Here is a 22,225-nt window from a genome sequence, read left to right on the forward strand (position 1 = left end):
CGATGGTCGCACTGAAGCCTTTTCGTTATTCCGGCCCATCCTTTGCAGACCTCGTTCCCTATGCGGGCCTGGTCGATAACGGCGTGGTCCTGCTGAAAGATGGCTCCCTCATGGCCGGCTGGTATTTCGCGGGGCCGGACAGCGAAAGCTCGACCGACGCCGAGCGCAACGACGTCAGCCGGCAGATCAACACGATCCTGTCGCGGCTCGGCACGGGCTGGATGATCCAGGTGGAAGCCGTCCGCGTGCCGACGATCGACTATCCGGCGGAAGACGTCTGCCACTTTCCTGATCCGGTGACGCGCGCCATCGATGCGGAACGGCGATCTCATTTCGAGCGTGAGAGCGGACATTTCGAAAGCCGGCACGCGCTGATCTTGACATGGAGGCCGCCGGAGCCGCGGCGATCCGGGCTTGCGCGCTATGTGTATGCCGACGCGGGGAGCCGATCAGCCACTTATGCTGAAGCGGCGCTGGAAACCTTCCGTACCTCGATCCGCGAGGTCGAGCAGTATCTCGCCAACGTCATCTCAATACGCCGCATGGTGACGCACGAAACCGAGGACCGCGGTGGTTTTCGGATCGCTCGCTATGACGAGTTGTTTCAGTTCGTCCGTTTCTGCATCACTGGCGAAAACCATCCAGTCCGTCTGCCTGACATCCCGATGTATCTCGACTGGCTGGCGACGGCTGAGCTGCAGCATGGGCTCGCCCCCAAAGTCGAGAACAGGTTTCTCGGCGTGATCGCGATCGACGGGCTGCCGGGGGAAAGCTGGCCGGGCATTCTCAATTCCCTCGACCTGATGCCACTGACCTATCGTTGGTCAAGCCGCTTTATCTTTCTCGACGAGCAGGAGGCAAGGGCGAAGCTCGAACGCACGAGAAAGAAGTGGCAGCAGAAGGTACGGCCCTTCTTCGACCAGTTGTTTCAGACACAAAGCCGGTCGATCGACCAGGATGCGATGCTGATGGTAGCGGAGACAGAGGATGCGATCGCGGAAGCATCCTCCCAGCTCGTCGCGTATGGCTATTACACACCCGTCATCGTCCTGTTCGATGACGATAGCACCCGGCTTCAGGAAAAGTGCGAGGCCGTGCGCCGACTGATCCAGGCCGAAGGATTTGGGGGGCGGATCGAAACCCTGAATGCCACCGACGCTTTTCTCGGATCACTTCCCGGCAACTGGTACGCCAATATCCGCGAGCCGCTAATCAACACGCGCAATCTCGCCGATCTCATCCCGCTGAACTCAGTCTGGTCCGGCAGTCCGACGGCACCTTGCCCGTTCTATCCGCCCGGCTCGCCGCCGCTGATGCAGGTCGCCAGCGGCTCCTCGCCCTTCCGGCTGAACCTTCACGTCGACGATGTCGGCCATACGCTGGTGTTTGGGCCCACCGGTTCTGGCAAATCGACCTTGCTTGCGCTGATCTCGGCACAGTTTCGACGTTATGCCGATGCGCAGATCTTCGCGTTCGACAAAGGTCGTTCGATGCTGCCGCTGACGCTGGCCGCCGGCGGCGATCATTACGAGATCGGCGGCGAGAGCGACGCGAAGGGGAGGGCACTTGCCTTTTGCCCACTGTCGGATCTCTCGACCGATGCCGACCGGGCCTGGGCGACCGAATGGATCGAGACGTTGGTGGCGCTGCAGGGTGTGGCGATCACGCCCGACCACCGCAATGTCATATCCCGCCAGATCGGTTTGATGGCGGAGGCGCGCGGCCGCTCGCTCTCGGATTTCGTCTCCGGCGTTCAGATGCGCGAGATCAAGGAGGCGTTGCATCACTATACGGTCGACGGACCGATGGGGCAGCTGCTCGACGCAGAGGAAGACGGGCTTGCGCTCGGTTCGTTCCAGACCTTCGAGGTCGAGGAGTTGATGAACATGGGCGAGCGCAATCTCGTGCCCGTACTCACCTATCTCTTCCGGAGGATCGAGAAACGCCTGACCGGAGCCCCCAGCCTCATCATTCTCGATGAGGCGTGGATCATGCTCGGGCACCCGGTCTTCCGCGACAAAATCCGCGAATGGCTGAAGGTGTTGCGAAAGGCCAACTGCGCCGTGGTGCTTGCCACGCAGTCGATCTCGGATGCGGAGCGTTCGGGGATCGTCGACGTTCTGAAGGAAAGCTGCCCGACGAAGATTTGCCTGCCCAATGGGGCTGCGCGCGAGACCGGCACGCGTGAGTTCTATGAGCGTATCGGTTTCAACGAGCGGCAGATCGAAATCGTCGCGACCGCACTTGCGAAGCGCGAATACTACGTTGCCTCGCCCGAGGGGCGGCGGCTCTTTGACATGACGCTCGGACCGGTGGCGCTTTCCTTTGTCGGGGCCTCCAGCAAGGACGATCTCGCCCGGGTCCGCGCTCTCGAAACGCAACATGGGGCCGGATGGCCTCTCCATTGGCTCGAACAGAGAGGGATCGCTCATGCAGCGACGTATTTTTCCGCGAGCAAGGCCTGACGCCATGCGCCTGGCTCCTTTCGCAATGATCCTCGTACTTGCCGGCGCGGTATCGCCTGTAAACGCGGGCGGCGTGACCGGACAGGCGACCGAGTGGACGCAGCTTGCCAACAACACTGAGCTGATCAGTCTCGTCGGCAAGTCGGCCGAACAGGTCAACAACCAGATCACCCAGATTAGCCAACTCGCCGAGCAGATTCAGAACCAGCTGAATATCTACAGCAACATGCTGCAGAACACCGCACAATTGCCAAACCACATCTGGGGACAAGTCGAGGGCGATTTGAACAAGCTCAAGAGCGTGGTTTCTCAGGGGCAGGGCGTCGCCTTCTCGATGGGCAATATCGACGATGTGCTGAAGCAGCGGTTTCAGAGTTTTGCCGATTTCAAATCGAACCTGCCGGACGGGGCATCCTTCTCGTCGACCTATCAGAACTGGTCAATCACCAACCGGGATACGATCGCCGGGACCTTGAAGGCCGCAAACCTGACGGCAGAACAGTTCTCCTCCGAGGAGTCCACCATGTCCTCGCTCCGGTCGATGTCGGAACGCGCTGACGGCCAGATGAAGGCACTGCAGGTCGGCCATGAGATCGCGGCGCAGGAAGTCGCCCAAATGCAGAAGCTGCGCGGTCTCGTCTCCCAGCAGATGACGATGATGGGTACCTGGTACCAATCCGAGCAGGCTGAGAAGGATCTCGCACAGGCGCGCCGCGAGGAGTTCTTCAAGGCGACGACACCGTCGATGTCGGGGGGGACAGGAGATGAAGCCCAGATGGTAGTCTCGAAGCTATTTCTCGTCGTCGTCGTTTTCGCCACTGCAGCCACCACCGGAGGAGCGGTGTGGCTCCTTACTCAATCCAACGATACGTCACAGTCAGCCGCCGGGATCGCAGCGTCCAGATGTCCGCCCAGCGACGAAGCCCGCAAGCGCGTGGAGGAATTCTTCGGCGGCCAGAAAAATTACGACCTGACAGGCGGCCAGGAGATGAAACCACGATGGTAGTCGACAGGACTTCAGGTGCGCGGCTTCTGCCGATCGCGCTGGCGCTTGGCGTTTTGGTCATAGCAAGTCCGGCGCTGGCTCAGGATGGCAGCGTGCTGAATACGCTGGAGAACCAGATCGTCACGGCAGCGAAGGGCTGGGAGGACACGATCAGCCGCGCCGCGCGCTCGCTGTTCTGGATCCTCGCCGGTATCGAGGTCGGTATTGCCGCCGTGTGGTTGGCAATTCAGGCTGCCTCGCTCGACGCCTGGTTCGCCGAGCTTGTCAGACGGATCATGTTCATCGGCTTCTTTGCCTTCGTCCTCGAGCGCGGCCCGGCGCTGGCGAAGGCCATCGTCGACAGCCTGTTCCAGATCGGAGCCGGCGGCGGCTCCGCTTCGCCGGCTAACGTCTTCAATGCCGGCCTGACTGTCGCTTCGAAAATGTCGGAGAAAATCAGCTTCGGCCTGTTCCAGGACAATGCGCTGGCGCTTTCGGCAGCACTGGCGATGATCGTCAGCGTCATTGCCTTCTCGCTGGTCGCTGCAATCTTCATCTCCGTGCTCGTCGAGATGTATGTCGGCCTGCTCGCCGGCATGATTCTCCTGGGCCTTGGCGGCTCGAGCTACACCAAGGACTTCGCCATCCGTTACCTGATCTATTCATTCTCGGTCGGAATGAAACTGATGGCGCTGGTGATGATTGCGCGCATCGGCTCCGAGGTCTTGATCGGCATGGCGAACGATGCCTCGGTTGGCGACCAGTATCAGACGGCGCTTGCTATCGCCGGCATCGCCGTCGTGGTGTTCGTCATTTCAATGTATGTGCCGAACATCATCCAGGGGGTTATCCAGGGTGCCTCCGTCACGGGTGGCATGGAAACGATCCGGCATGGGTCGCAGGCCGCCAACTTCGCGATCGGCACGGCGGTCGGAACCGGAACCCTTGCGTGGGGTGGTGCCAAGGCCGGAGCCTCCGCATATTCCGATGCTCGCAGCACCGGATCTTCGATGGCGGGCGCTGCCCTGAAAGGGATGGCGAGCGGAGGCGCTGCCGCCGCAAGTGCGGTGGCGGCTGCCGCGCGCGATCAAGCGATGGACGGCCGCGGCACATACGGAACCTCAACACTTGGCCTTGCCAACGCCAAACTCGATGAAGCCAACCGGGCCTCAGCGCATAGGGGCTCTGCAGGAGCAGGAAAAATGGGATCCGGGAAATGAGGATCTGCAAAATCAATCGGCGAGGTCCGCATGTCCCAGCGTGATGGTCCAGACAATCCCTATATCGCGGCCCGCCAGGAGTGGAGCGAGCGATACGGTTCCTATGTGAAAGCCGCCGCGGCGTGGCGTATCGTCGGCATCGTCGGAATGCTGATGGCGGTGATCGGGTTCTCCTATGCCCTGTTCCAGAGCACGCAGGTCAAGCTGGTTCCCTATATCGTCGAGGTCGACAAACTCGGCACGGCGGCGAATGCCGGTTTCCCGCAGCAGATCGAGTATGCCGATCCGCGTGTCGTGCGTGCGACGCTCGGCAGTTTCGTCTCGAACTTCAGGAGCGTCACGCCGGATGCCGTCGTCCAGAAGCAATATATCGATCGCACCTACGCGCTTTTGAGGACGTCGGATCCGGCAACCGAGAAGATCAATGCCTGGTTCCGATCCAACTCCCCCTTCGACAAGGCGAGGGGCGCAACGGTTGCGATTGAGGTCAACAACATCGTCGCGCTGTCGAACCAGTCATACCAGATCGACTGGACGGAATTCGAGCGCGACCGCAAGGGGAGCGAACTCGGCCAGCCGCGCCGCTTCCGTGGCATCGCCACCGTGACGCTGACACCGCCACAGGATGAGGGCGTCATTCGCCTCAATCCTATCGGTCTCTATCTCCGCGACTTCGACTGGACAGCCCAACTTTGAAAGGCATGGCCCGTATATGATCATCAGAACAAAACCCATTCCCGCCGTGCTTCCGATCGCCGCCGCACTCATGCTTGCCGCATCGCAGCTGTCCCCGGCCCAGGCAACCGCGCAAGACGTCAGTCCCAATGAAGCGAAGGGAATTGGGATCTCCGGGCAATGGCGTGGCGGGCGTGGCGTTGTTACTAGGGGCAGCGACGGCAAGGTCATTTTCCTGTTTGGCGAGGTACAGCCCTCTGTGGTGTGCTCGCCGCTGCAGGTCTGTGACATCGAGCTTCAGGCAGGCGAGGTGGTCCGCGACGTATTGGTCGGCGACACCGTCCGATGGAAGGTCGAGCCGGCCACCTCCGGCGCCGTCGGCGGTCAGGTAATCCATTTGATCATCAAGCCGGCAGAGTCGAACCTGGTTACCTCGATGGTCGTGACGACATCGAGGCGAACGTATCATATTCAACTCAAGTCGACGCCGACCCAGTACATGGCACGCGTCGGTTTCGAATATCCAGAGGATGTTTCGACCAAGCTCGCTGACGTCAACGCCCGGCTGGAGGCGAGCACCATCCCTGGCGCCGGCGTACCCGCCGAGCAACTGAACTTCGCCTATTCGCTTTCGGGCAGCGCCCGCTGGCGGCCGACGCGGGTCTATAGCGACGGCATGAAAACCTACATCCAGTTTCCGCGCTCGATCGCAGGCCAGGATGCCCCGGTGCTGTTCGTTGTCTCCGGCGGGCAGAACCGAATCGTCAACTATCGCATGAAGGACAATATGATGGTGGTCGACTATCAGGTGGACAAGGCTGTGCTGGTCTCCGGGGTCGGCTGGCACCAGGAGAAGATCACGATCAACCGGGGAGGCCGGTAATGGGGCTGGCGTCATTCTGCTCGACTGCGGCGATGTGCATTCTTACCCTCACGCTGGCAGGCTGCCAGACGACCGGCCCGGGCGCACTTGTTATTAGCAACGCCCCGACCGAAATCTCCGGGCCGGCGGCAAGCGCTATCGCCGGCGACATGGTGAGCAGGCTTGTCGAGCAGATCGGGCCCGGTACAGCAACCATCTCGTTGAAGAAGGATGCTTCGCCCTTCGGCGAGGCGTTGGAAGCATCGCTCAAAGGCTGGGGCTACACCGTTGTCACGGGTCAGAAGACGGACGACAAGGCGAAGACGATCGCGCTGGCCTATGTGATTTCGCCATTCGACGGGCAGATCCTGGCGCGGCTATCGACAGCGAGCGTTGAGATCGGCCGGGCCTATAGTGCAAGCGCAACTGGGGCGGCGCCGGCGAGCCCGCTTTCCGTCATGCAACGCGGGTAGGGGAGGGAACCATGGCTCAATCCCTGAAGCTCGGCGGTGTGCCGGAGGAGGCAAGCGGATCCAGTATCCGGCGGGTCAACCGTTTGCCGGTCATCGTTGTGATCCTACTTGTCATCGCCTTTCTCGCGGTGATTATCTACGGCCTTGCGTCGCGCGGGCTCTACTTCCGGGGCAATCCCGGCCTTGACCAAACATCGGGCAATCCCGCCTCGAGCTATGCCGACCAACTGAAGCGCGGCGTCAGCGACGGTATCATCGGTGAACCTGCTCAGGCCCAGGCATTTCAGCCGACGCCGGTTGAGACGAAAATGGAAACGGCATCCAATCCGTTTGCCGCAGAGAGACGTCAGCCCCCACAGGAAGAAAAATCCCAGCTTGAGCCTGAGGCCGTCTGGAAAGCGCGTCTGCAGCGTGAACAGCAGGAGCAATATCTGCGCGAACGCCATCGGGAGCGGATGGCGCGACTTCAGGCCAGCGACGCGGCCTATGATGCGCCGCTCGTCATCGACAAAGGCAAGATCGATGCGCAGACAAAGGCAGCCACCGATACGACGACGACGAGCCTTGCGGCGAACGCCGCTCAGCCGGGATCGGCGACAGACCTCTATGCGGCCGCACTACAGGCGGGTCTCGGCGGTCAGAACCTCGATCCCAACGGCCAGCGCACCAAGGAAGGCTTCTTCAACGCCGACATCAAGGAACTCGGTTATCTGCCGAACAGGGTTGTGCCACAGCGGTCTCCCTTTGAACTCAAGCGCGGCTCGGTCATTCCGGCAACGCTGATCACCGGCATCAATTCCGATCTTCCCGGCCGCATCACGGCTCAAGTCAGTCAAAACGTCTTTGACTCAGCCACCGGCCTCCGCCTGCTGATCCCACAGGGAACGAAGCTGTTTGGGCGGTACGACAGCAAAGTGTCCTTCGGGCAGTCCAGGGCACTCGTTGTTTGGACGGACATCATCTTTCCGAACGGCTCCACGCTGCAGATTGGCGGCATGGCGGGAACGGACGCGCAGGGTTACGGCGGCTTCAATGACAAGGTGAACAACCATTATTTCAGGACTTTCGGGTCGGCGATCCTGGTCGCGCTTGTTGGAACCGGGATCGATATGGCTGTCCCGCAGAGCTCTACACTAGCAACGCAAGACACGGCCTCTGACGCGGCTCGGCGCAATTTCGCCGACACCTTCGGTCGGGTCGCCGAGCGGACGATCGACAGGAATCTCGACGTCCAGCCAACGCTGGAGATCCGGCCCGGATACAAGTTCAACGTCCTGGTCGACCAGGACATTATCTTTCCCCGTGCATATCAAAAAACTGACTAATTCCTGAGACCGCAATCGCCTATGTCGGAAGGCCCGCTTTTCCCAACGCCTCGACATAGCTATTCTGATCGTCCAACCGCCCGAACGTTGGCAATACATCGCAAGGTTTGCATGCAAGGCTGAAATGCGCTCCAGCACGTGGTGGGCACGCTTGCAGATGAAACGCTGGCGCAAACGGCCAGCCGTCTGTGAGGTGCTGAAGGAAGTGTCGACGCAGCACAAATTTGAACCTGTCCCATACGCTAAGACATACGGTTCGTGGTAGGCTTCGTCTCAGTGCGGTGCAACCGAATTGCCGTCGCATCCATCGGCGGCTACTGCCGCCGGAGACAATGCAGTCCAGCAATGTGAAAGGAACTCAGATGCAGACATATGAGCCAGCGGATTTCCTATCAAAACTTGCAGCAAACGGCTTGCCCAGACTGTCCACCCCTTCGGATCTTTCGATCGTCGGGCTGGTGAAGTCGGACACGGCATCCCCATTGACCGTCCAGTTCTCTTACTCGCCCGCATGCGAGCGATGGTTGTCGATCCCGATCGAGATCGTCGAGAGCATTGACCATATCAAGACCATTGCCTGCAAAGACCATGAGCACCCCCTCGTCCGCGTCAAGATCACGCGGCCAGATCAAGACCGGAAAGACTTGACTTTCCTATATGATCTGGTGACCGAGACGCAGACGACGTTGGCCCTGATGCACAAGGCGGCCAGCGCAAAGAGACGCCTGACGTCTACTCAAGCCAGCAGACTTACCGATTTCTGCTTCATTTGGGACGATCCGGCCGGCGTCATGGTTTGTTGCTTCCACGGCGACGACCTAGAGTGTACGGGGATCGTCTAACGGCAAGGACATTGCCGGGGCACACATCTCCTCAGACGAGAAAATGACCTCACCGAGGAAACCAAACTAGGGAGTGCGTGCGCCAATGCGAGTGCAGTCAGGGTAGCATTTGGCTTTTCTGTCGCGTTGCGTACAGTGAGTGCAGAGGTTGGACATTGTCGCCAGCGATCAAAGCCCATAGGGAGGCCAGGGTTGGTGACACTTGGCGAACTGATGTCGCCCGAGAGTTCTGTGGATGTGGTCACTTCATCGGGGCGAGAGCTAACGCTCCAAACTGGGCCGCTTAAATCGCTCGACCGACTGCGGTAGTGCTTAGGGCAATCTTCAAAGAGAAGACCCGCAGTTGATAGATCAAACTTCGGTTTGCGGTTGTGACTGCCTATTTCCATGAGCGGGTCCATGAGCGGCGCTACTCCAGCCATTTGGAAGCCTGTTTCAGACCACCAAAGGGGTAGATGTGGATTTGAGCGAGCGCGGAACCGGGGGAGGCGATAAAATAATGTCACCGGGGCCGATCACGACGGAGCTGGCGCCGGAGGTCTTGGCAAAGGTTGGGATGGACGCGATCGGCGCCGGGGCTGCCTTCCTGGCGTACTCGGAGTCAAGCGTGATGACCGGCGTCGAAGTCTGGCCTACTGCCGGTTTTTCGGACACGAGGTTAAGGTGTTCCTCCTGAAACCGGAGAGCATTGATGCAAAGTGTAGAAAAAAGAAGCGACAAACGCGGAAGGGGGGCCGCCTGAGCCGACCCTGCAAGCTGTCCGTCGAGCCGTCATCGCCGCACTCGCTAGATCGACAACCCCGATCCGATATCCGCATTGCCAGCGCCCAATTGCTAGCCCGAAATAAAATCTGCCAAAGTAGTGTTAGCCAAAATCTATATCGAAACTGGACTGCTCATCCGCGTTCGCCAAGACTTTCGCGTTGGATAGTGTGTGGGCTAATCAACTCAGGCTTTACCATTTCGAGCACCGGATCACTGGTTCGAGAATCCAGAAGCGCGAATGCCTTTCCGATGAGTTCTCGTGGATTCTGCATGACCATATGCAGCGGGAATTGCAGAAAAGCACCGAACGGATCATAATCGTAGCAGCCAATCACGCTTTCAGCGAACGCGTCCGGCGGCAGGTTGACAAGATGGCTCAGGGCGCCCTCCAGAACTGGGATCGAATTGATGAACAATCCGGCCGGTAGGCCGCCAATGGTGTGAATCAGCTTTTCGAGTTCTTCGGCTGCTCTGGCGGGTACATAGCCGCAGTTGATGATTTGGTCGGGGGAGACGCCGCTGGTACGATCCATCACGACCCGATGGAACGCCTCGACACGCCTGGAGGTCGCATAAAACTGTGGGTTCCCGCCAAGAAAGTAGATGCGGTCGCGGAGCGGGTTACCTGTGGCCGGCATGAGATCGAGGATTGTGGTCGTCAGTTGCTCCGCGCCATACGTGTTGTCGCTGACGACGGAAGGGGAATTGGCCGACGGTAAATCCACGAAGACATGCGGCAGCGAGGCGCGACGACAAATGCTGCTCAATTCCTCGGGAGCCGTCGCACCGGCAATCAGTAGGGCGTCGATTGAATAGGCAAGGAGATCTTCGACGGACTGAATTTCTTCGTCAGGTTCTCGCCGTGTGGAGATGATTACCGGGCATAGGCCGCGGGCGCGAACTTCCGACGCGAAATGCTGGCTGAGGGACGAGAAGAAGCGGTTGTCATGCACCGGGAGCAACATACCGATCAGCCCAGAGCGGGACTTTCGCAACCCCTGGGCCTGAAGGTTGGGCGCGTAACCGAGTTCGGCGGCTGCTTCCCTGATGCGTGCGACAGTCTCCGGTTTAATGCGGCGACCTTTCGCATGGCCACTTAATGCGGAACTGACTGTCGATGGAGCAGCCCCACTCCGCTGTGCGACGTCGTAGATGGTTGGTTTTGTCGGCTCCCGAGCCATATAGCAACCTTTTATAGCTCGCCTGAAAATACCCTCTTGACAACGATGCCCCATTTGAGAGAGCTTTGCAATATCGATTTTGCAGAGGAGGAGCTGCATGACCCGAGCACCGGAAGCGGTTGCTACGGTCGTCCATCGTCATGGGCGGCCATATTTTTTGCAGAACATGCAAAATCGATTTTGCAGCTCGCCATAACGGCGACCAACTGGGAGGACAGACATGATCCGCAAACTCATTTCGGCATTGGCAGGAACGACCTTGGCTGTGGCTCTGACGGCCGCCGCCTACGCGAATGAAAAGCCCACAATGGGTATCGTCGTTAAGATCGGCGGCGTTCCGTGGTTCAATGCAATGGATATCGGCATCAAGGAAAAGTCCGCTGAACTCGGCGTAGATGCCTTCATGGTCGGGCCGACGTCGACCGATCCCTCGCTCCAGGTCCGCGCCGTCGAGGACCTGATCGCCAAGGGTGTCGACGTCATCGGTATCGTTCCGAACGACGAATCCGCTGTCGAGCCGGTGCTGGAGAAGGCACGGGCCGCCGGCATCAAGGTCATCGCGCACGAGGGGCCAGGCCTCAAGAATGTGGATTGGGATTTCGAGCTGGCCTCGGTGAAGGGCTTCGGCGAAGCGCATGCGGAACTCCTTGCCCAAAAGCTCGGCGGCAAGGGGAAATATGCGCTGTATGTGGGCTCGCTGACGGTACCACTCCACAATGCCTGGGCTGATGCCGCCGTCGCCTATCTCAAGGCGAAGTATCCCGAAATGGAACTCGTCGGTGATCGCTACGGCGTTGCCGAGAGCGTGGACGACAGCCGCAAGACGGCTCTCGATATTCTCGCGGCGCATTCCGATCTCAAGGGCTTTCTGACATTCGGGAGCCAGGGTCCGATTGGCGTTGGCCGCGCGCTGATTGAGCGCCGGCTTGAGGGCAAGATCGCTGTCGTCGGGACGTTTTCGCCGGGCCAAGGCAAAAAACTCGTCAAGGACAACGTCATTTCCGGTGGCTTCATGTGGAACCCCGCTGAAGCCGGCCGCGTCTTCGTGACGCTTGGCAAGATGTTGGCCGAGGGCACGAAAGTCAAAGATGGCACGAACGTTCCAGGGCTCGGCGTCGTTCATCCGAATGAAGCTGAGCGCGACATCATCACCGACAACCTTCTGCCGATCAACGCAGAAACCGTCGACAAACTGGCCGATCTGGGTCTGTGAACGTAGAGCTCGAAACCGGTTGCCGATTTCGAGCTCACTCCTTTCCTCCAGGACATACTGACGGGCGCAGCGTTCGATGCGCATGTCCGGAGCGAACAGGGGCGGGTCAAACTGCGACGATTGGCCGGGTCGCCATTTGCGGCCCCACAAAACCCGTGTGCATTCCGGATTCCCCGAGCACCAGCAAGCAGGACATACGAAATGAACGATGTGACTACCAACCTTTATCAAACGGCTCTTTCGGAACTCGCCACGGTGTTCGACCGGTTGGACGATGCCAAGGTCGACGACGTGATCGAGGCGATTGCCTCAGCCGGGTCGACGGTGGTTTTCGGCGGCGGCCGCGAGCGGCTTCAAATCATGGGCTTCGCCATGCGGCTGTACCATATGGGCGTGCAAGTTGCTGTCGAAGGCGACATGACCACGCCGCCCGTCGGTTCGGGCGACGTCTTCCTCGTCACTGTCGGCCCCGGAGAGATTTCCACCGCGCTGGCGCTGATCGATGTTGCTCGTAACGCCGGCGCCAAGGTGATCGTCATCACTGCGCAGCCCGAGGGTCGCGCTCCGCAAATGGCCGATCTCGTCCTGCACCTGCCGGCTCAGACCATGGCCGACGATCAAGGCGCTTCGCGCAGTTCCGTCCTACCCATGGGGTCGCTCTACGAAGGAGCGCTGTTCGTGCTGTTTGAGGTAATGATCCTCAAGCTGCGCGATCGTCTTCAGGTGTCGCCCGACGCGATGCGCCACCGGCACACGAATCTCGAATAGGCGGTATATTTCCATGCACATATCCGAGCCGCGGGAACATCCTTCATGTGCCCTTCGCCTTCGCCATATCTCGAAGTTCTTTGCAGGGGTCCACGCTCTCGATGATGTGTCCTTCGAAGTCCGTCCCGGCGAGGTGCATTGCCTTGCCGGGGAAAACGGCTGCGGCAAGAGCACGCTGATCAAGATCATCACCGGTGTCTACAAGCCAGAGGCGGGAGCAGAAATCACCATCTTCGGCGAGTGCCTGCACTCGATTACGCCGACTGTCGCCCGTGACCGAGGTATCGCCGTTATATGGCAGGATTTGGCGCTCTTCCCGGAAATGACGGTTGCCGAGAACATCGCTTTCGACCGTCTAGTCGGTAATAGGCCCACGCTGGCGCGGCATAGAGAGTTACGCTCCGCCGCCGCCGCGTCCTTACCAAACTCGACATCAAACTCGATCTCGATATGCGCCTGCGCGAACTGCCGATCGCCCAGCGGCAGATCGTGGCCATTGCTAGGGCTCTGGCAGGCGACGCGCGGCTCATCTTCATGGACGAGCCGACCGCGTCTCTGACGCAACATGAAACGGACAGGCTTCTCGCCATCGTGCGCGGACTGTCCGCCAGCGGCGTCGCGGTCGTTTTCGTCAGCCACCGCCTAGCGGAAGTGCTGGAGATCTGCGAGCGCGTCACCGTCGTTCGGGATGGACGGCTGGTCGGTGTGTTCGATACCATCGGCATGACCCAGTCGCGCCTGACTGAACTGATGACCGGCAGATTGCTGACGGATGAGGTCCGCGCCCGCGACATGCAGGCCGAGCGTGCAGTTCTAGAGGTGCAGGCTCTCACCCGCCACGGCGAGTTCGAGGATATCAGCCTCACAGTTCGCGCCGGGGAGATCGTAGGCCTAACCGGCCTAATTGGTGCCGGGCGCACCGAACTTGCTCATGCTCTATTCGGCATGGCGCGCGCCGACGCGGGCAAGATTCGTCTAAATGGCCGAGTGCTTCATCTGCAGAACAACAGGCAGGCTGTTCGCGAGGGGATAGCGTATGTATCCGAAGATCGGCTGGCCCTCGGCCTTGTTCAACCGCAGTCGATCGCCGACAACATGGTTCTGTCCATCTTGCCACGGCTCAGCGACCGGGCAGGGCTCTTGTCTGTGGGTCGTATGAAAGCCCTTGTCGACGACTGGGTGCGAAAGTTCGCCATCAAGATCGGAAAACCGACCGACCCCGTTTCCACGCTGTCGGGCGGCAATCAGCAGCGCGTCGTGCTGGCCAAGTGGTTGGCGACCGACCCACAGCTGCTGATCCTCGACAGTCCGACGGTAGGCGTGGATGTGGGCGCGCGCGCAGGGATCTTCGACATCGTGCGAAAGCTGGCCGATGCGGGGCTGGCAATCCTGCTGATCTCTGATGAGGCGCCAGAAGTCTACTTTAATTCCGATCGCATCCTGCACATGGCGCACGGCCGTCTCGTCGCTGAATACGACCCGCGCAATCTCACACTCGAACAGTTGGAGGCAGCGATCTATGCGTAATCTGGTTCGCACCTACGCGACGGAAACTCGCCTTTCCATCGTCCTCGCCCTGTTGTGCGCCGGTCTCGGGATCGCCTCCGGCGACTTCTTGACCCTTGCTAACATTACGTCCCTTTTCAACAACAATTCCGTCAACCTGATCTGGGCGGTGGGCTTGCTTGTCGTGCTCATTGCCGGCGGTATCGACATATCCTTCGCGGTCGCGGCCTCGGTCGTTCAATATATCGCGGTCTATTTTTTCGCAGCGATCGGCGGTGGAAATTGGGCGATCGGCTTTGCTTTCGCCGGTCTGGCGGGCATTGCACTCGGCTGCATCAATGCCGCTCTAATCCATGGTTTCCGGCTGATATCCATCGTGGCGACCATCGCGACGTTCAATGCCTTCTTCGGTCTCTTGATGTTCATTACCGGCGGCGTCTTTATCTACGACCTTCCAGACTGGTGGACATCGCGCATCATCGTTTTCGAACATCAGGCCGCAAACGGTACCTGGTCTGAACTTTCGCTTCCCGTGGCGGTCATGGCCGCCTGCGTCGCGGCGACCTGGCTGCTGATCAAGCACACCAATATCGGCCGCCAGCTTTATGCCTTCGGTGATAATCCCGAGGGGGCAAGGCGTGCTGGCGTCAACATCGGTCTGATGCAGTTCGTTGCATTCGGATGGATGGGCCTGATGGCAGGGATCGGCGGGCTGATGCAGGTCAATATTGTGCAGGAAGTGGTGCCCAATGCCCTGATCGGACGCGAACTGGACGTCCTTGCGGCCGTTGTTCTTGGCGGCGCGCGTCTCGGCGGCGGGCGCGGAACTGTGCTGGGATGCGTGCTTGGCGTGCTCCTCGTCGCCGTGACCCAGAACGGGCTCAATCTGCTTGGCGTGTCGCCTTACGCATTCAAGATGATCATCGGCGCGATGATCCTAATTGCGATCTCAAGCTCGAGCCTTTCCTTGAGACTTCGCGTAAAGCGAGAGATCTGATATGGCGAATTTGATTCAGGAAGTGAAGCGCAGGTTCGGTCCCGAGGTTCCCCCTCTTCTCGGAATTCTGCTGCTGGTCGTGATCATATTCGGCATCGCGTCGCCACGATTTCTGAGCGGGGCCAATCTCGGCTCGATGGCATTCCAGTTGCCCGAACTTGGTCTGCTGACGCTTGCGATGATGATCCCGATTATTTCGGGAGGTCTCAATCTTGCGATCATCTACACCGCCAACATGGCCGGCCTGACGCTGGCCTGGGTGTTGATTCACTTCGGAGGGCCGGATGCCGGCATGGGCGCGTTCGCGCTTGGCGTGATCACCGCGATCGCGGTCGGCGCGCTTGCCGGTGCCATCATGGGACTGGTGATTGCCTATATCGGCGCTCATCCTATCCTCGTATCGCTCGCGATGATGATTTTCCTGCGGGGGCTAGGCGAGTTCCTGACGCGTGGAAGCGACATCTCCGGTTTCCCGAGCTTCATAGCCCCGATTGGCCACGGGTCTCTGTTGGGCGTGCCTATTCCTATGCTGATCTTTCTTGCCGCAGCTCTAGTCTGGCACATCATGCTAACGCGCACGCGGCACGGCCTGTCGGTCTATATGATCGGATCGAACATCCGGGCGACGGAGTACTCGGGCGTCTCCACCAAGCGCACACTGACCCTGATCTACATGATGTCGGGCGTCATTTGTGCAATTGCCGGTATCTTGATGCTGACGCGATTTAATTCCGTTCGCGTCGGCCACGGCGAAGCACTTCTTTTGATCACAGTGCTGGCTTGCTTTCTGGGCGGCGTCGATCCCTTTGGCGGTTTTGGGCGGGTCGTAGCGGTTGTGATCGCACTGTTGATTTTGCAGGTGCTGTCGTCAGGCCTCAACCTGCTTGACGCCAATCAGCATCTCTCCACTGCGGTCTGGGGTCTGGTCCTTATTGGGGTCACAGTTGTTCGCGCCATCCTTCCATGGATGCAGCACCGGAAAAAAGGAGGGGTGTAGGCAATGGAAGGGTTTGGTGTACACGTCCATGTGGAAGATAAATTGGGATCGCGAAGGCGCCGAGAAAGCCATCGTTGCGGCAGCCGGAGACAAGATGGATTTCTTTGAAATAGCGTTGTTGAACGCTCGGGCGGTCGACGCGGAACTTATCCTGATCGTGTCGCTGTCGCCCTGAAAGCCAGATTGTCTGCGAACATCATCGTATCACAGACCGTTCTCTTGACCGCCCGGGGTTGAGCATTTGCGACTGGCGACACTATCCGGCGGTCGTGCAACGTAAGCCCGGGCCTCTTCGCAAATGGACTCCGTTCGCCGAGCTACTGGACGCATTCCGGTCCCTCGAGCAACAATCCGCCGCCACAGGCGGCGGAGTCCACTCCGGCGGGCAGCTGGCCTACTCTTTCACACAGTGATAGCTGGCGGCATCATTTATGTCGCCTTGCCCAAAATATTTCGGCCAGGAGGGAAACTCACACAGTGGCCGGGTTCGTCCCCGGGTTGGGCTCTTCGTCCTATCGGCGGCGATCTGTGCTTTGGGAGGAACGCCGTCCTCGACCCACCGGTCAAGCGCACCGAGATTGTCCCAGGCAGGGGCCATGTTTCCGGAAGGCGACGCCACCGCCGCCACTATTGTTGGATCGTCATAGCCCTTATTGGAAGACTCTCAATCTAACGCAACATAACCGAACAAATCGTCCTCTGCCGAACCGCTATATTCAAGGCAATCTTAATTGCAGAGGTTGGCGACATGTTCCCTACGGCTGTCCAATTCAGACAGGCAAAGATCTTGCTTTACTTGAACCATCCGGCAGCGCTGGGGATCAATGCCATTCTCATGTGGCTCGGTCTGGAAGCAACACCGGCGCTTGGGTTCACAGACTTTCGAAACAAATCTGCCCTGGGTGATTACGAGTTGATCGTTACCGACAGCGTTAAAATCAGGCGTATCCGGGACGTTTCGCGTGCTTCGGTAATAAATGTCGATGACTTCATATTCCGTGAACCGGCAGTGGGTTTGTTCCGGAGAAAGCAGAGACGCTTTGATGCGTCGGCATTCATCAGCCGCGTCCAATACGTGCTCGATATGCCAAGTGAAAGTCGGCGCCGTTCTCCTGATCGGGATCGAGGAGTGATCAGTTTCCGCCCATCGCGGCCTAGCGCGGAGCAGCATGAATGCCTCCTTGCTGCTCGAAATATTTAGAATAACAAAAAGGGTAACTCTCAATGCCGCATTTGCAGGACCTCATTCGTACGACCGCTGCTGTCATGGTGTGCCTCGCGCTCAATAGCTGTGATGAAAAACCATCGGCGCGCGAGGCAACACAGTCTCAGACGGTGGTTGCCACCGTGAAGGTTCAGGCCGAAACCCTGCCATTGGTAAGCGAACTGCCCGGCCGCATTGCGCCCATGATGACGGCAGATGTTCGCCCGCGCGTCACTGGAATGGTTCTGAAACGTGTCTTTGAGCAGGGCTCGACCGTCAAGCAAGGTGATGTGCTCTATCTGATTGATCGCGAGCCTTTTGAAGCGAAGGTTCAATCAGCGCAGGCGACCCTTGATTCCGCCGTCGCGGCGCAGTTGCTGGCGCGCCAGCAGGCGGAGCGGCAGACGCAGCTGCAGCAGAAAGGCGTTGCCAGCAGCCAGGACAGCGAGAGTGCCGTCGCAAAATTGGCTCAAAGCGACGCTGACGTGGCGCGGGCTCATGCCGACCTGAAAACGGCGCAGCTGGATCTCCAATACACTGAAGTTCGCGCGCCGATCTCGGGCGCGATCGGTCGTGCGCTCGTCACCGAGGGAACACTGGTCAGCCCAACTTCGGATGTGCTGGCGACCATTCAACGGATCGACCCGGTCTATGCGGACTTCACGCAACCGGCAAGCACTCTGATCACCCTTAAGAATGCAGTCGTGCAAGGCAAGCTTCAGGCAGACGCATCAGGCAGCGCTGTCCTGCGATTGATCTCGGAGGACGGCAGTCAGTACCCTCGTGAGGGCAAGCTTCTGTTCTCGGAGGCAACCGTCAATTCCGCGACTGGCCAGGTCATATTGCGGGGCGAATTCCCCCAATCCGGATCGCAATCTCCTGCCGGGTATGTATGTGAGAACCCGCATCGAGCAGGGTTCGCTCAAGGACGCGCTCGCGGTTCCGCAGCAGGCGGTGCAACGCGATACCGCGGGCCAGGCGCAGCTCTATGTTGTCGATGCTGCTGGCAAAGTCCAAACACGCCCGGTTTCACTGGGCTGGGAGCTGGATGGCAGATGGATCGTGCTCAGGGGAGTTGCGCCCGGCGACGAAGTGATCGTTGAGGGCTTCCAGAAGATCGCTCCTGGTTCCGCGGTCAAAACAGAGCCGTGGGTCAATCCGGCCGCCGCTCAAGCCGACAACTCCAGGAAGGGCTGACCCACGACATGGCTGCATTTTTTATCGACCGCCCGGTCTTTGCCTGGGTCCTCGCGATTGCCATCATGGTGGCTGGCGCAATCTCGCTTATGGTGCTGCCCATATCGCAGTATCCGAATGTCGCTCCTCCGCAGATCAAAATCTCGGCGACCTATCCCGGCGCCTCTCCGGATGGCACCTATGAAGGTGTGACCCGCCTGATCGAAGACGAGATGAACGGCATTCCCGGCATGCTCTATTACGAATCCACATCCGACGCGGCCGGGTCCGTCAGCATCACGACGACGTTCGAGCCGGGCACGAATACCGAAACTGCCGCCGTCGAGGTGCAAAACCGGGTGCGTCGGGTCGAAGCGCGGCTTCCGGCATCCATCGTGCAGCAGGGGATCAGTGTAGACGCCGGCGGCGGCGGCACCTTGCTGGTCGTTGCGTTGACCTCCAAGGACGGCTCGAAGGATGGAATCGCGCTCGGCGACTACATGAACCGGAATGTTGCCAATGAGCTCAGGCGCATTCCCGGTGCTGGCAACGTGCAACTGTTCGGTAGCCAGCGTGGAATGCGTATCTGGCTTGATCCGGATAAGTTGCTCGGCCTCAATCTATCACCATCCGATGTCACCAACGCGATCCGGTCGCAAAACGCGCAGGTCGCTGCCGGACGTATCGGCGGTGCACCAAGCGATGCGACCCAGAGAACCACGGGTTCGATCCTGATCAAGGGCCAACTTTCTTCGCCGGAAGAGTTCGGTGCGGTTGTCCTTCGCGCGCAGCAGGACGGTTCCACCGTGCGCCTGCGCGATGTCGCGCGTATTGAAGTGGGCGCACAGGCTTACAATCTCTCGACCCGCATCAATGGCAAGCCGGCAGCAGGGGCCTCGATCGAGCTTGCGCCGGGAGGCAATGCACTCACCACCGCAAAGGCCATCCGGGACAGGCTTGCAGAGCTCGCTCCGTCATTTCCCACGGACGTCGAATATTCAATTCCCTATGATACAACGCCGTTTGTGAACACCTCGATCAAAAAGGTGCTGTACACATTGCTGGAGGCAATGGTGCTGGTGTTTGTGGTGATGTTTCTGTTTCTACAGAACATCCGCTACACGATCATCCCAACATTGGTCGTGCCAATCGCCCTTCTTGGCACCTGCGCGGTCATGCTTGTCCTCGGCTTTTCCATCAATGTCCTCACCATGTTTGGCATGGTTCTCGCGATCGGCATTCTTGTCGATGACGCCATCGTTGTGGTCGAAAACGTCGAACGGATCATGATGGAGGAGGGGCTGCCGCCGAAGGAGGCTACCCGGAAAGCGATGACGCAGATCACAGGCGCCGTCATCGGGATCACGCTGGTGCTGACATCGGTTTTCGTGCCGATGGCATTCTTCCCCGGAGCTGTCGGCGTGATCTATAAGCAGTTCGCGCTGACGATGGTGGCGTCGATCCTGTTCTCGGCATTCCTTGCTTTGTCCCTCACACCCGCCTTATGTGCGACCTTTCTGAAGCCCATCGCGAAAGGACATGGCCATTCCAGGAAAGGTTTCTTCGGATGGTTCAACAGGAGCTTCGATAGCTCTGCCCGGCACTATAGCGGCTGGGTCGGGCGCCTGATCCACAAAAGCGGACGGGTAATGGTCGTCTATCTCGCCGTCGCCGCCGCCACCGCCTATATGTTCCTGCAGCTTCCGTCGGCGTTTCTGCCGGAAGAAGATCAGGGGACATTGCTGGCGCAGGTGCAGGCGCCTGCGGATGCCACCTCCGCACGAACACTGGAATCCGTGCAAGGTGTCGAGAAGATCGTATTGAGCGATCCAGCGGTCGATCGCGTCGTGGCGATCAATGGCTTTAGCTTCGCGGGCAGCGGCGAAAACGCCGCCCTTGCATTCATCACCCTCAAGGACTGGAGCGAGCGCGGGGCCGAAAATACCGCTCAGGCGATAGCGAGCAAACTCAATGGCGGCTTTCAGGTGGTCAAGGACGCTGTTGCTTTCGCGGTGTCGCCGCCGGCAATTTCCGGCCTGGGCACCACGAATGGGTTTGCTTTCCGGCTTCAGGACAGAGCCAATAGAGGCACGCAGGCGTTGAACGCCGCGCGCGACCAGTTTCTTGCTGCCGCCTCTAAAAGTCCGATCCTGACCGGCGTCCGGGTCGAGGGTCTTGCCGACGCTCCACAGATGGTGCTGGCCATCGACCGCGAAAAAGCCAATACATTTGGCGTTTCCTTCGCCGACATCAGCCAGACGGTCGCGACGAACTTCGGCTCCTCCTATGTGAACGACTTTCCCAATGCCGGACGCATGCAACGCGTGACCGTACAGGCGGATGCGGACAAACGTGGCCAGATCGCGGATTTGATGAAACTGACAGTGCGCAATTCCGCCGGTGGGATGGTGCCGATGTCGGCTTTCACCAGATACGAATGGACCAAGGGAACGACCCAGCTCGTGGGTTACAATGGTTTCCCGGCAATCCGGTTCAGCGGACAGGCAAAGCAGGGCTATTCTTCCGGCGACGCCATCCATGAGGTCGAGCGGATCGCGTCGGAGCTTCCGGCTGGTTTCGGATACGAGTGGACCGGCCAGACGCTCCAGGAGATCCAATCTGGCTCACAGGTGCCTATGCTGCTTGGTCTTTCCTGCCTTCTCGTCTTCCTTTGCCTTGCTGCCTTGTATGAAAGCTGGTCCATTCCGATCTCCGTGATGCTTGTCATACCGCTTGGCATCATCGGATCCGTGGTGGCCGTCATGTTGCGCGACATGCCAAACGACGTCTACTTTAAGGTCGGTCTGATCACGATCATTGGATTGTCCGCGAAAAACGCGATTCTGATCATCGAATTTGCGAAGGAGCTGAGAGCGGAGGGCACGCCATTGTTCGAGGCGGCGGTAGAGGCAGCCCATCTTCGTTTTCGTCCTATCCTCATGACCTCTCTTGCCTTCACGCTCGGCGTGGTGCCGCTCGTCATTGCAAGTGGCGCCGGATCGGGAAGCCAGACGGCGATCGGCACGGGCGTCATGGGGGGCATGATCTCAGCCACCGTGCTTGCGGTCTTCTTCGTGCCGGTTTTCTTCGTCTTCGTCGCGAAGCTGACACAGCGGTGAAAAGAGCCCGAGGAAACGGCCGGCAAAGTACCTCCGTCCCAGATGTGAGAGATTTCCACCCATGAGCACGATGCACAGGCATGCCTGTGCATCGTGCTGCCGTCTAGCCGCATGCTTCTGGCCCAAACCTACGCTAGGCAGCCGTCTGATTGTGACCGGTTCGAGGCACGCAGTAACATCTCTCAATATAACAAGACCCAACACAATAATCAGGTCTGCCATACATCTCTCGACACGAAGGTTCGATCGCAGTGCCACCAATCATGGATGCTGGGATCGAACGCTGGCAATGATTTCAGGGAGTTTGGTCGAATACCTTCCGTCAAACTGACAGTCCTCTCGTTCAGGACGACGTACAACCATCAGCGATGCTCTTGGTCGGATACAACTCCTGAACAGGATGGGGAAGCCTGACCCCGAAGGCTTCCCCATCACCTGCAAATGCCCGCCCA

Annotated in this window: 17 protein-coding genes and 4 pseudogenes; 19 read left to right on the top strand and 2 right to left on the bottom strand. The window is 59.3% G+C overall.

Annotated features, from left to right (window positions below; all coding sequences use genetic code 11):
- The first annotated feature begins 2 nt into the window (after positions 1 to 2).
- From HB780_RS00725 to HB780_RS00765, 9 genes and pseudogenes are all read left to right on the top strand, one after another.
- Positions 3 to 2,465: a conjugal transfer protein TrbE gene (locus HB780_RS00725; protein ID WP_183686413.1), complete on the top strand. Its 2,463-nt coding sequence runs from the start codon at positions 3 to 5 to the stop codon at positions 2,463 to 2,465.
- A 25-nt stretch (positions 2,466 to 2,490) separates the two neighbouring features.
- Positions 2,491 to 3,247: pseudogene (gene trbJ / locus HB780_RS00730) on the top strand (P-type conjugative transfer protein TrbJ).
- Complete coding sequence (gene trbK, locus HB780_RS00735) at positions 3,241 to 3,471, top strand: entry exclusion protein TrbK (protein WP_183686342.1); 231 nt, start codon at positions 3,241 to 3,243, stop codon at positions 3,469 to 3,471. Before trbJ ends, trbK begins: the two are co-directional and overlap by 7 nt.
- Positions 3,465 to 4,670: a P-type conjugative transfer protein TrbL gene (gene trbL / locus HB780_RS00740; RefSeq protein WP_183686344.1), complete on the top strand. Its 1,206-nt coding sequence runs from the start codon at positions 3,465 to 3,467 to the stop codon at positions 4,668 to 4,670. The genes trbK and trbL overlap by 7 nt, the downstream gene beginning before the upstream one ends.
- A gap of 30 nt (positions 4,671 to 4,700) precedes the next feature.
- Entirely contained in the window at positions 4,701 to 5,366 is a 666-nt protein-coding gene (locus HB780_RS00745) for a conjugal transfer protein TrbF (RefSeq protein WP_183686346.1), read from the top strand.
- A 16-nt stretch (positions 5,367 to 5,382) separates the two neighbouring features.
- Entirely contained in the window at positions 5,383 to 6,228 is an 846-nt protein-coding gene (trbG, locus tag HB780_RS00750; protein ID WP_183686348.1) for a P-type conjugative transfer protein TrbG, read from the top strand.
- Entirely contained in the window at positions 6,228 to 6,680 is a 453-nt protein-coding gene (gene trbH / locus HB780_RS00755) for a conjugal transfer protein TrbH (protein WP_183686350.1), read from the top strand. The genes trbG and trbH overlap by 1 nt, the downstream gene beginning before the upstream one ends.
- An 11-nt stretch (positions 6,681 to 6,691) precedes the next feature.
- Positions 6,692 to 8,005: an IncP-type conjugal transfer protein TrbI gene (gene trbI, locus HB780_RS00760; RefSeq protein WP_183686352.1), complete on the top strand. Its 1,314-nt coding sequence runs from the start codon at positions 6,692 to 6,694 to the stop codon at positions 8,003 to 8,005.
- 332 nt (positions 8,006 to 8,337) lie between these two features.
- Positions 8,338 to 8,847 (top strand): hypothetical protein, encoded by a 510-nt coding sequence (locus tag HB780_RS00765; RefSeq protein ID WP_183686354.1) that lies wholly within the window; start codon positions 8,338 to 8,340, stop codon positions 8,845 to 8,847.
- Positions 8,848 to 9,743: 896 nt separating this feature from the next.
- Here HB780_RS00765 and HB780_RS00770 read toward each other — a convergent pair.
- On the bottom strand, positions 9,744 to 10,892 hold the full coding sequence (locus HB780_RS00770; protein WP_286202834.1) for a LacI family DNA-binding transcriptional regulator: 1,149 nt from the start codon (positions 10,890 to 10,892) through the stop codon (positions 9,744 to 9,746).
- Positions 10,893 to 11,016: 124 nt separating this feature from the next.
- On the opposite strand from HB780_RS00770, the gene HB780_RS00775 reads away from it, so the two are divergent.
- The 6 genes and pseudogenes from HB780_RS00775 to HB780_RS00800 form a co-directional block, all read left to right on the top strand.
- Positions 11,017 to 12,006: a substrate-binding domain-containing protein gene (locus HB780_RS00775; RefSeq protein ID WP_435693846.1), complete on the top strand. Its 990-nt coding sequence runs from the start codon at positions 11,017 to 11,019 to the stop codon at positions 12,004 to 12,006.
- A gap of 201 nt (positions 12,007 to 12,207) precedes the next feature.
- Positions 12,208 to 12,774 (top strand): SIS domain-containing protein, encoded by a 567-nt coding sequence (locus tag HB780_RS00780; RefSeq protein ID WP_183686358.1) that lies wholly within the window; start codon positions 12,208 to 12,210, stop codon positions 12,772 to 12,774.
- A gap of 13 nt (positions 12,775 to 12,787) precedes the next feature.
- Positions 12,788 to 14,301, top strand: a pseudogene (locus HB780_RS00785) (sugar ABC transporter ATP-binding protein).
- Positions 14,294 to 15,277 (top strand): ABC transporter permease, encoded by a 984-nt coding sequence (locus tag HB780_RS00790; protein ID WP_183686360.1) that lies wholly within the window; start codon positions 14,294 to 14,296, stop codon positions 15,275 to 15,277. Before HB780_RS00785 ends, HB780_RS00790 begins: the two are co-directional and overlap by 8 nt.
- A gap of 1 nt (position 15,278) precedes the next feature.
- Positions 15,279 to 16,274 (top strand): ABC transporter permease, encoded by a 996-nt coding sequence (locus HB780_RS00795; protein ID WP_183686362.1) that lies wholly within the window; start codon positions 15,279 to 15,281, stop codon positions 16,272 to 16,274.
- Positions 16,275 to 16,277: 3 nt separating this feature from the next.
- A pseudogene (locus HB780_RS00800) lies at positions 16,278 to 16,419 on the top strand (sugar phosphate isomerase/epimerase); the annotation flags it as partial.
- A gap of 249 nt (positions 16,420 to 16,668) precedes the next feature.
- Here the strand turns inward: HB780_RS00800 and HB780_RS00805 are convergent.
- A complete protein-coding gene (locus HB780_RS00805; RefSeq protein ID WP_183686364.1) occupies positions 16,669 to 16,872 on the bottom strand; it encodes a tannase/feruloyl esterase family alpha/beta hydrolase in 204 nt (67 codons plus the stop codon).
- A gap of 189 nt (positions 16,873 to 17,061) precedes the next feature.
- On the opposite strand from HB780_RS00805, the gene HB780_RS00810 reads away from it, so the two are divergent.
- The 4 genes and pseudogenes from HB780_RS00810 (at position 17,062) to HB780_RS00820 (ending at position 21,773) form a co-directional block, all read left to right on the top strand.
- Positions 17,062 to 17,475 (top strand): hypothetical protein, encoded by a 414-nt coding sequence (locus HB780_RS00810; RefSeq protein WP_183686366.1) that lies wholly within the window; start codon positions 17,062 to 17,064, stop codon positions 17,473 to 17,475.
- 65 nt (positions 17,476 to 17,540) lie between these two features.
- Positions 17,541 to 18,281, top strand: a pseudogene (locus HB780_RS00815) (efflux RND transporter periplasmic adaptor subunit); the annotation flags it as partial.
- Positions 18,282 to 18,366: 85 nt separating this feature from the next.
- Positions 18,367 to 18,675: an efflux RND transporter periplasmic adaptor subunit gene (locus tag HB780_RS33290; RefSeq protein ID WP_353622941.1), complete on the top strand. Its 309-nt coding sequence runs from the start codon at positions 18,367 to 18,369 to the stop codon at positions 18,673 to 18,675.
- 8 nt (positions 18,676 to 18,683) lie between these two features.
- Positions 18,684 to 21,773 carry an efflux RND transporter permease subunit gene (locus HB780_RS00820; protein ID WP_183686370.1) on the top strand — a complete coding sequence of 1,030 codons (3,090 nt, stop codon included), beginning with the start codon at positions 18,684 to 18,686 and terminating at the stop codon, positions 21,771 to 21,773.
- Positions 21,774 to 22,225: the final 452 nt, after the last annotated feature.

This window comes from Rhizobium lusitanum (genome assembly GCF_014189535.1).
Classification (GTDB): Bacteria; Pseudomonadota; Alphaproteobacteria; order Rhizobiales; family Rhizobiaceae; genus Rhizobium; species Rhizobium lusitanum_C.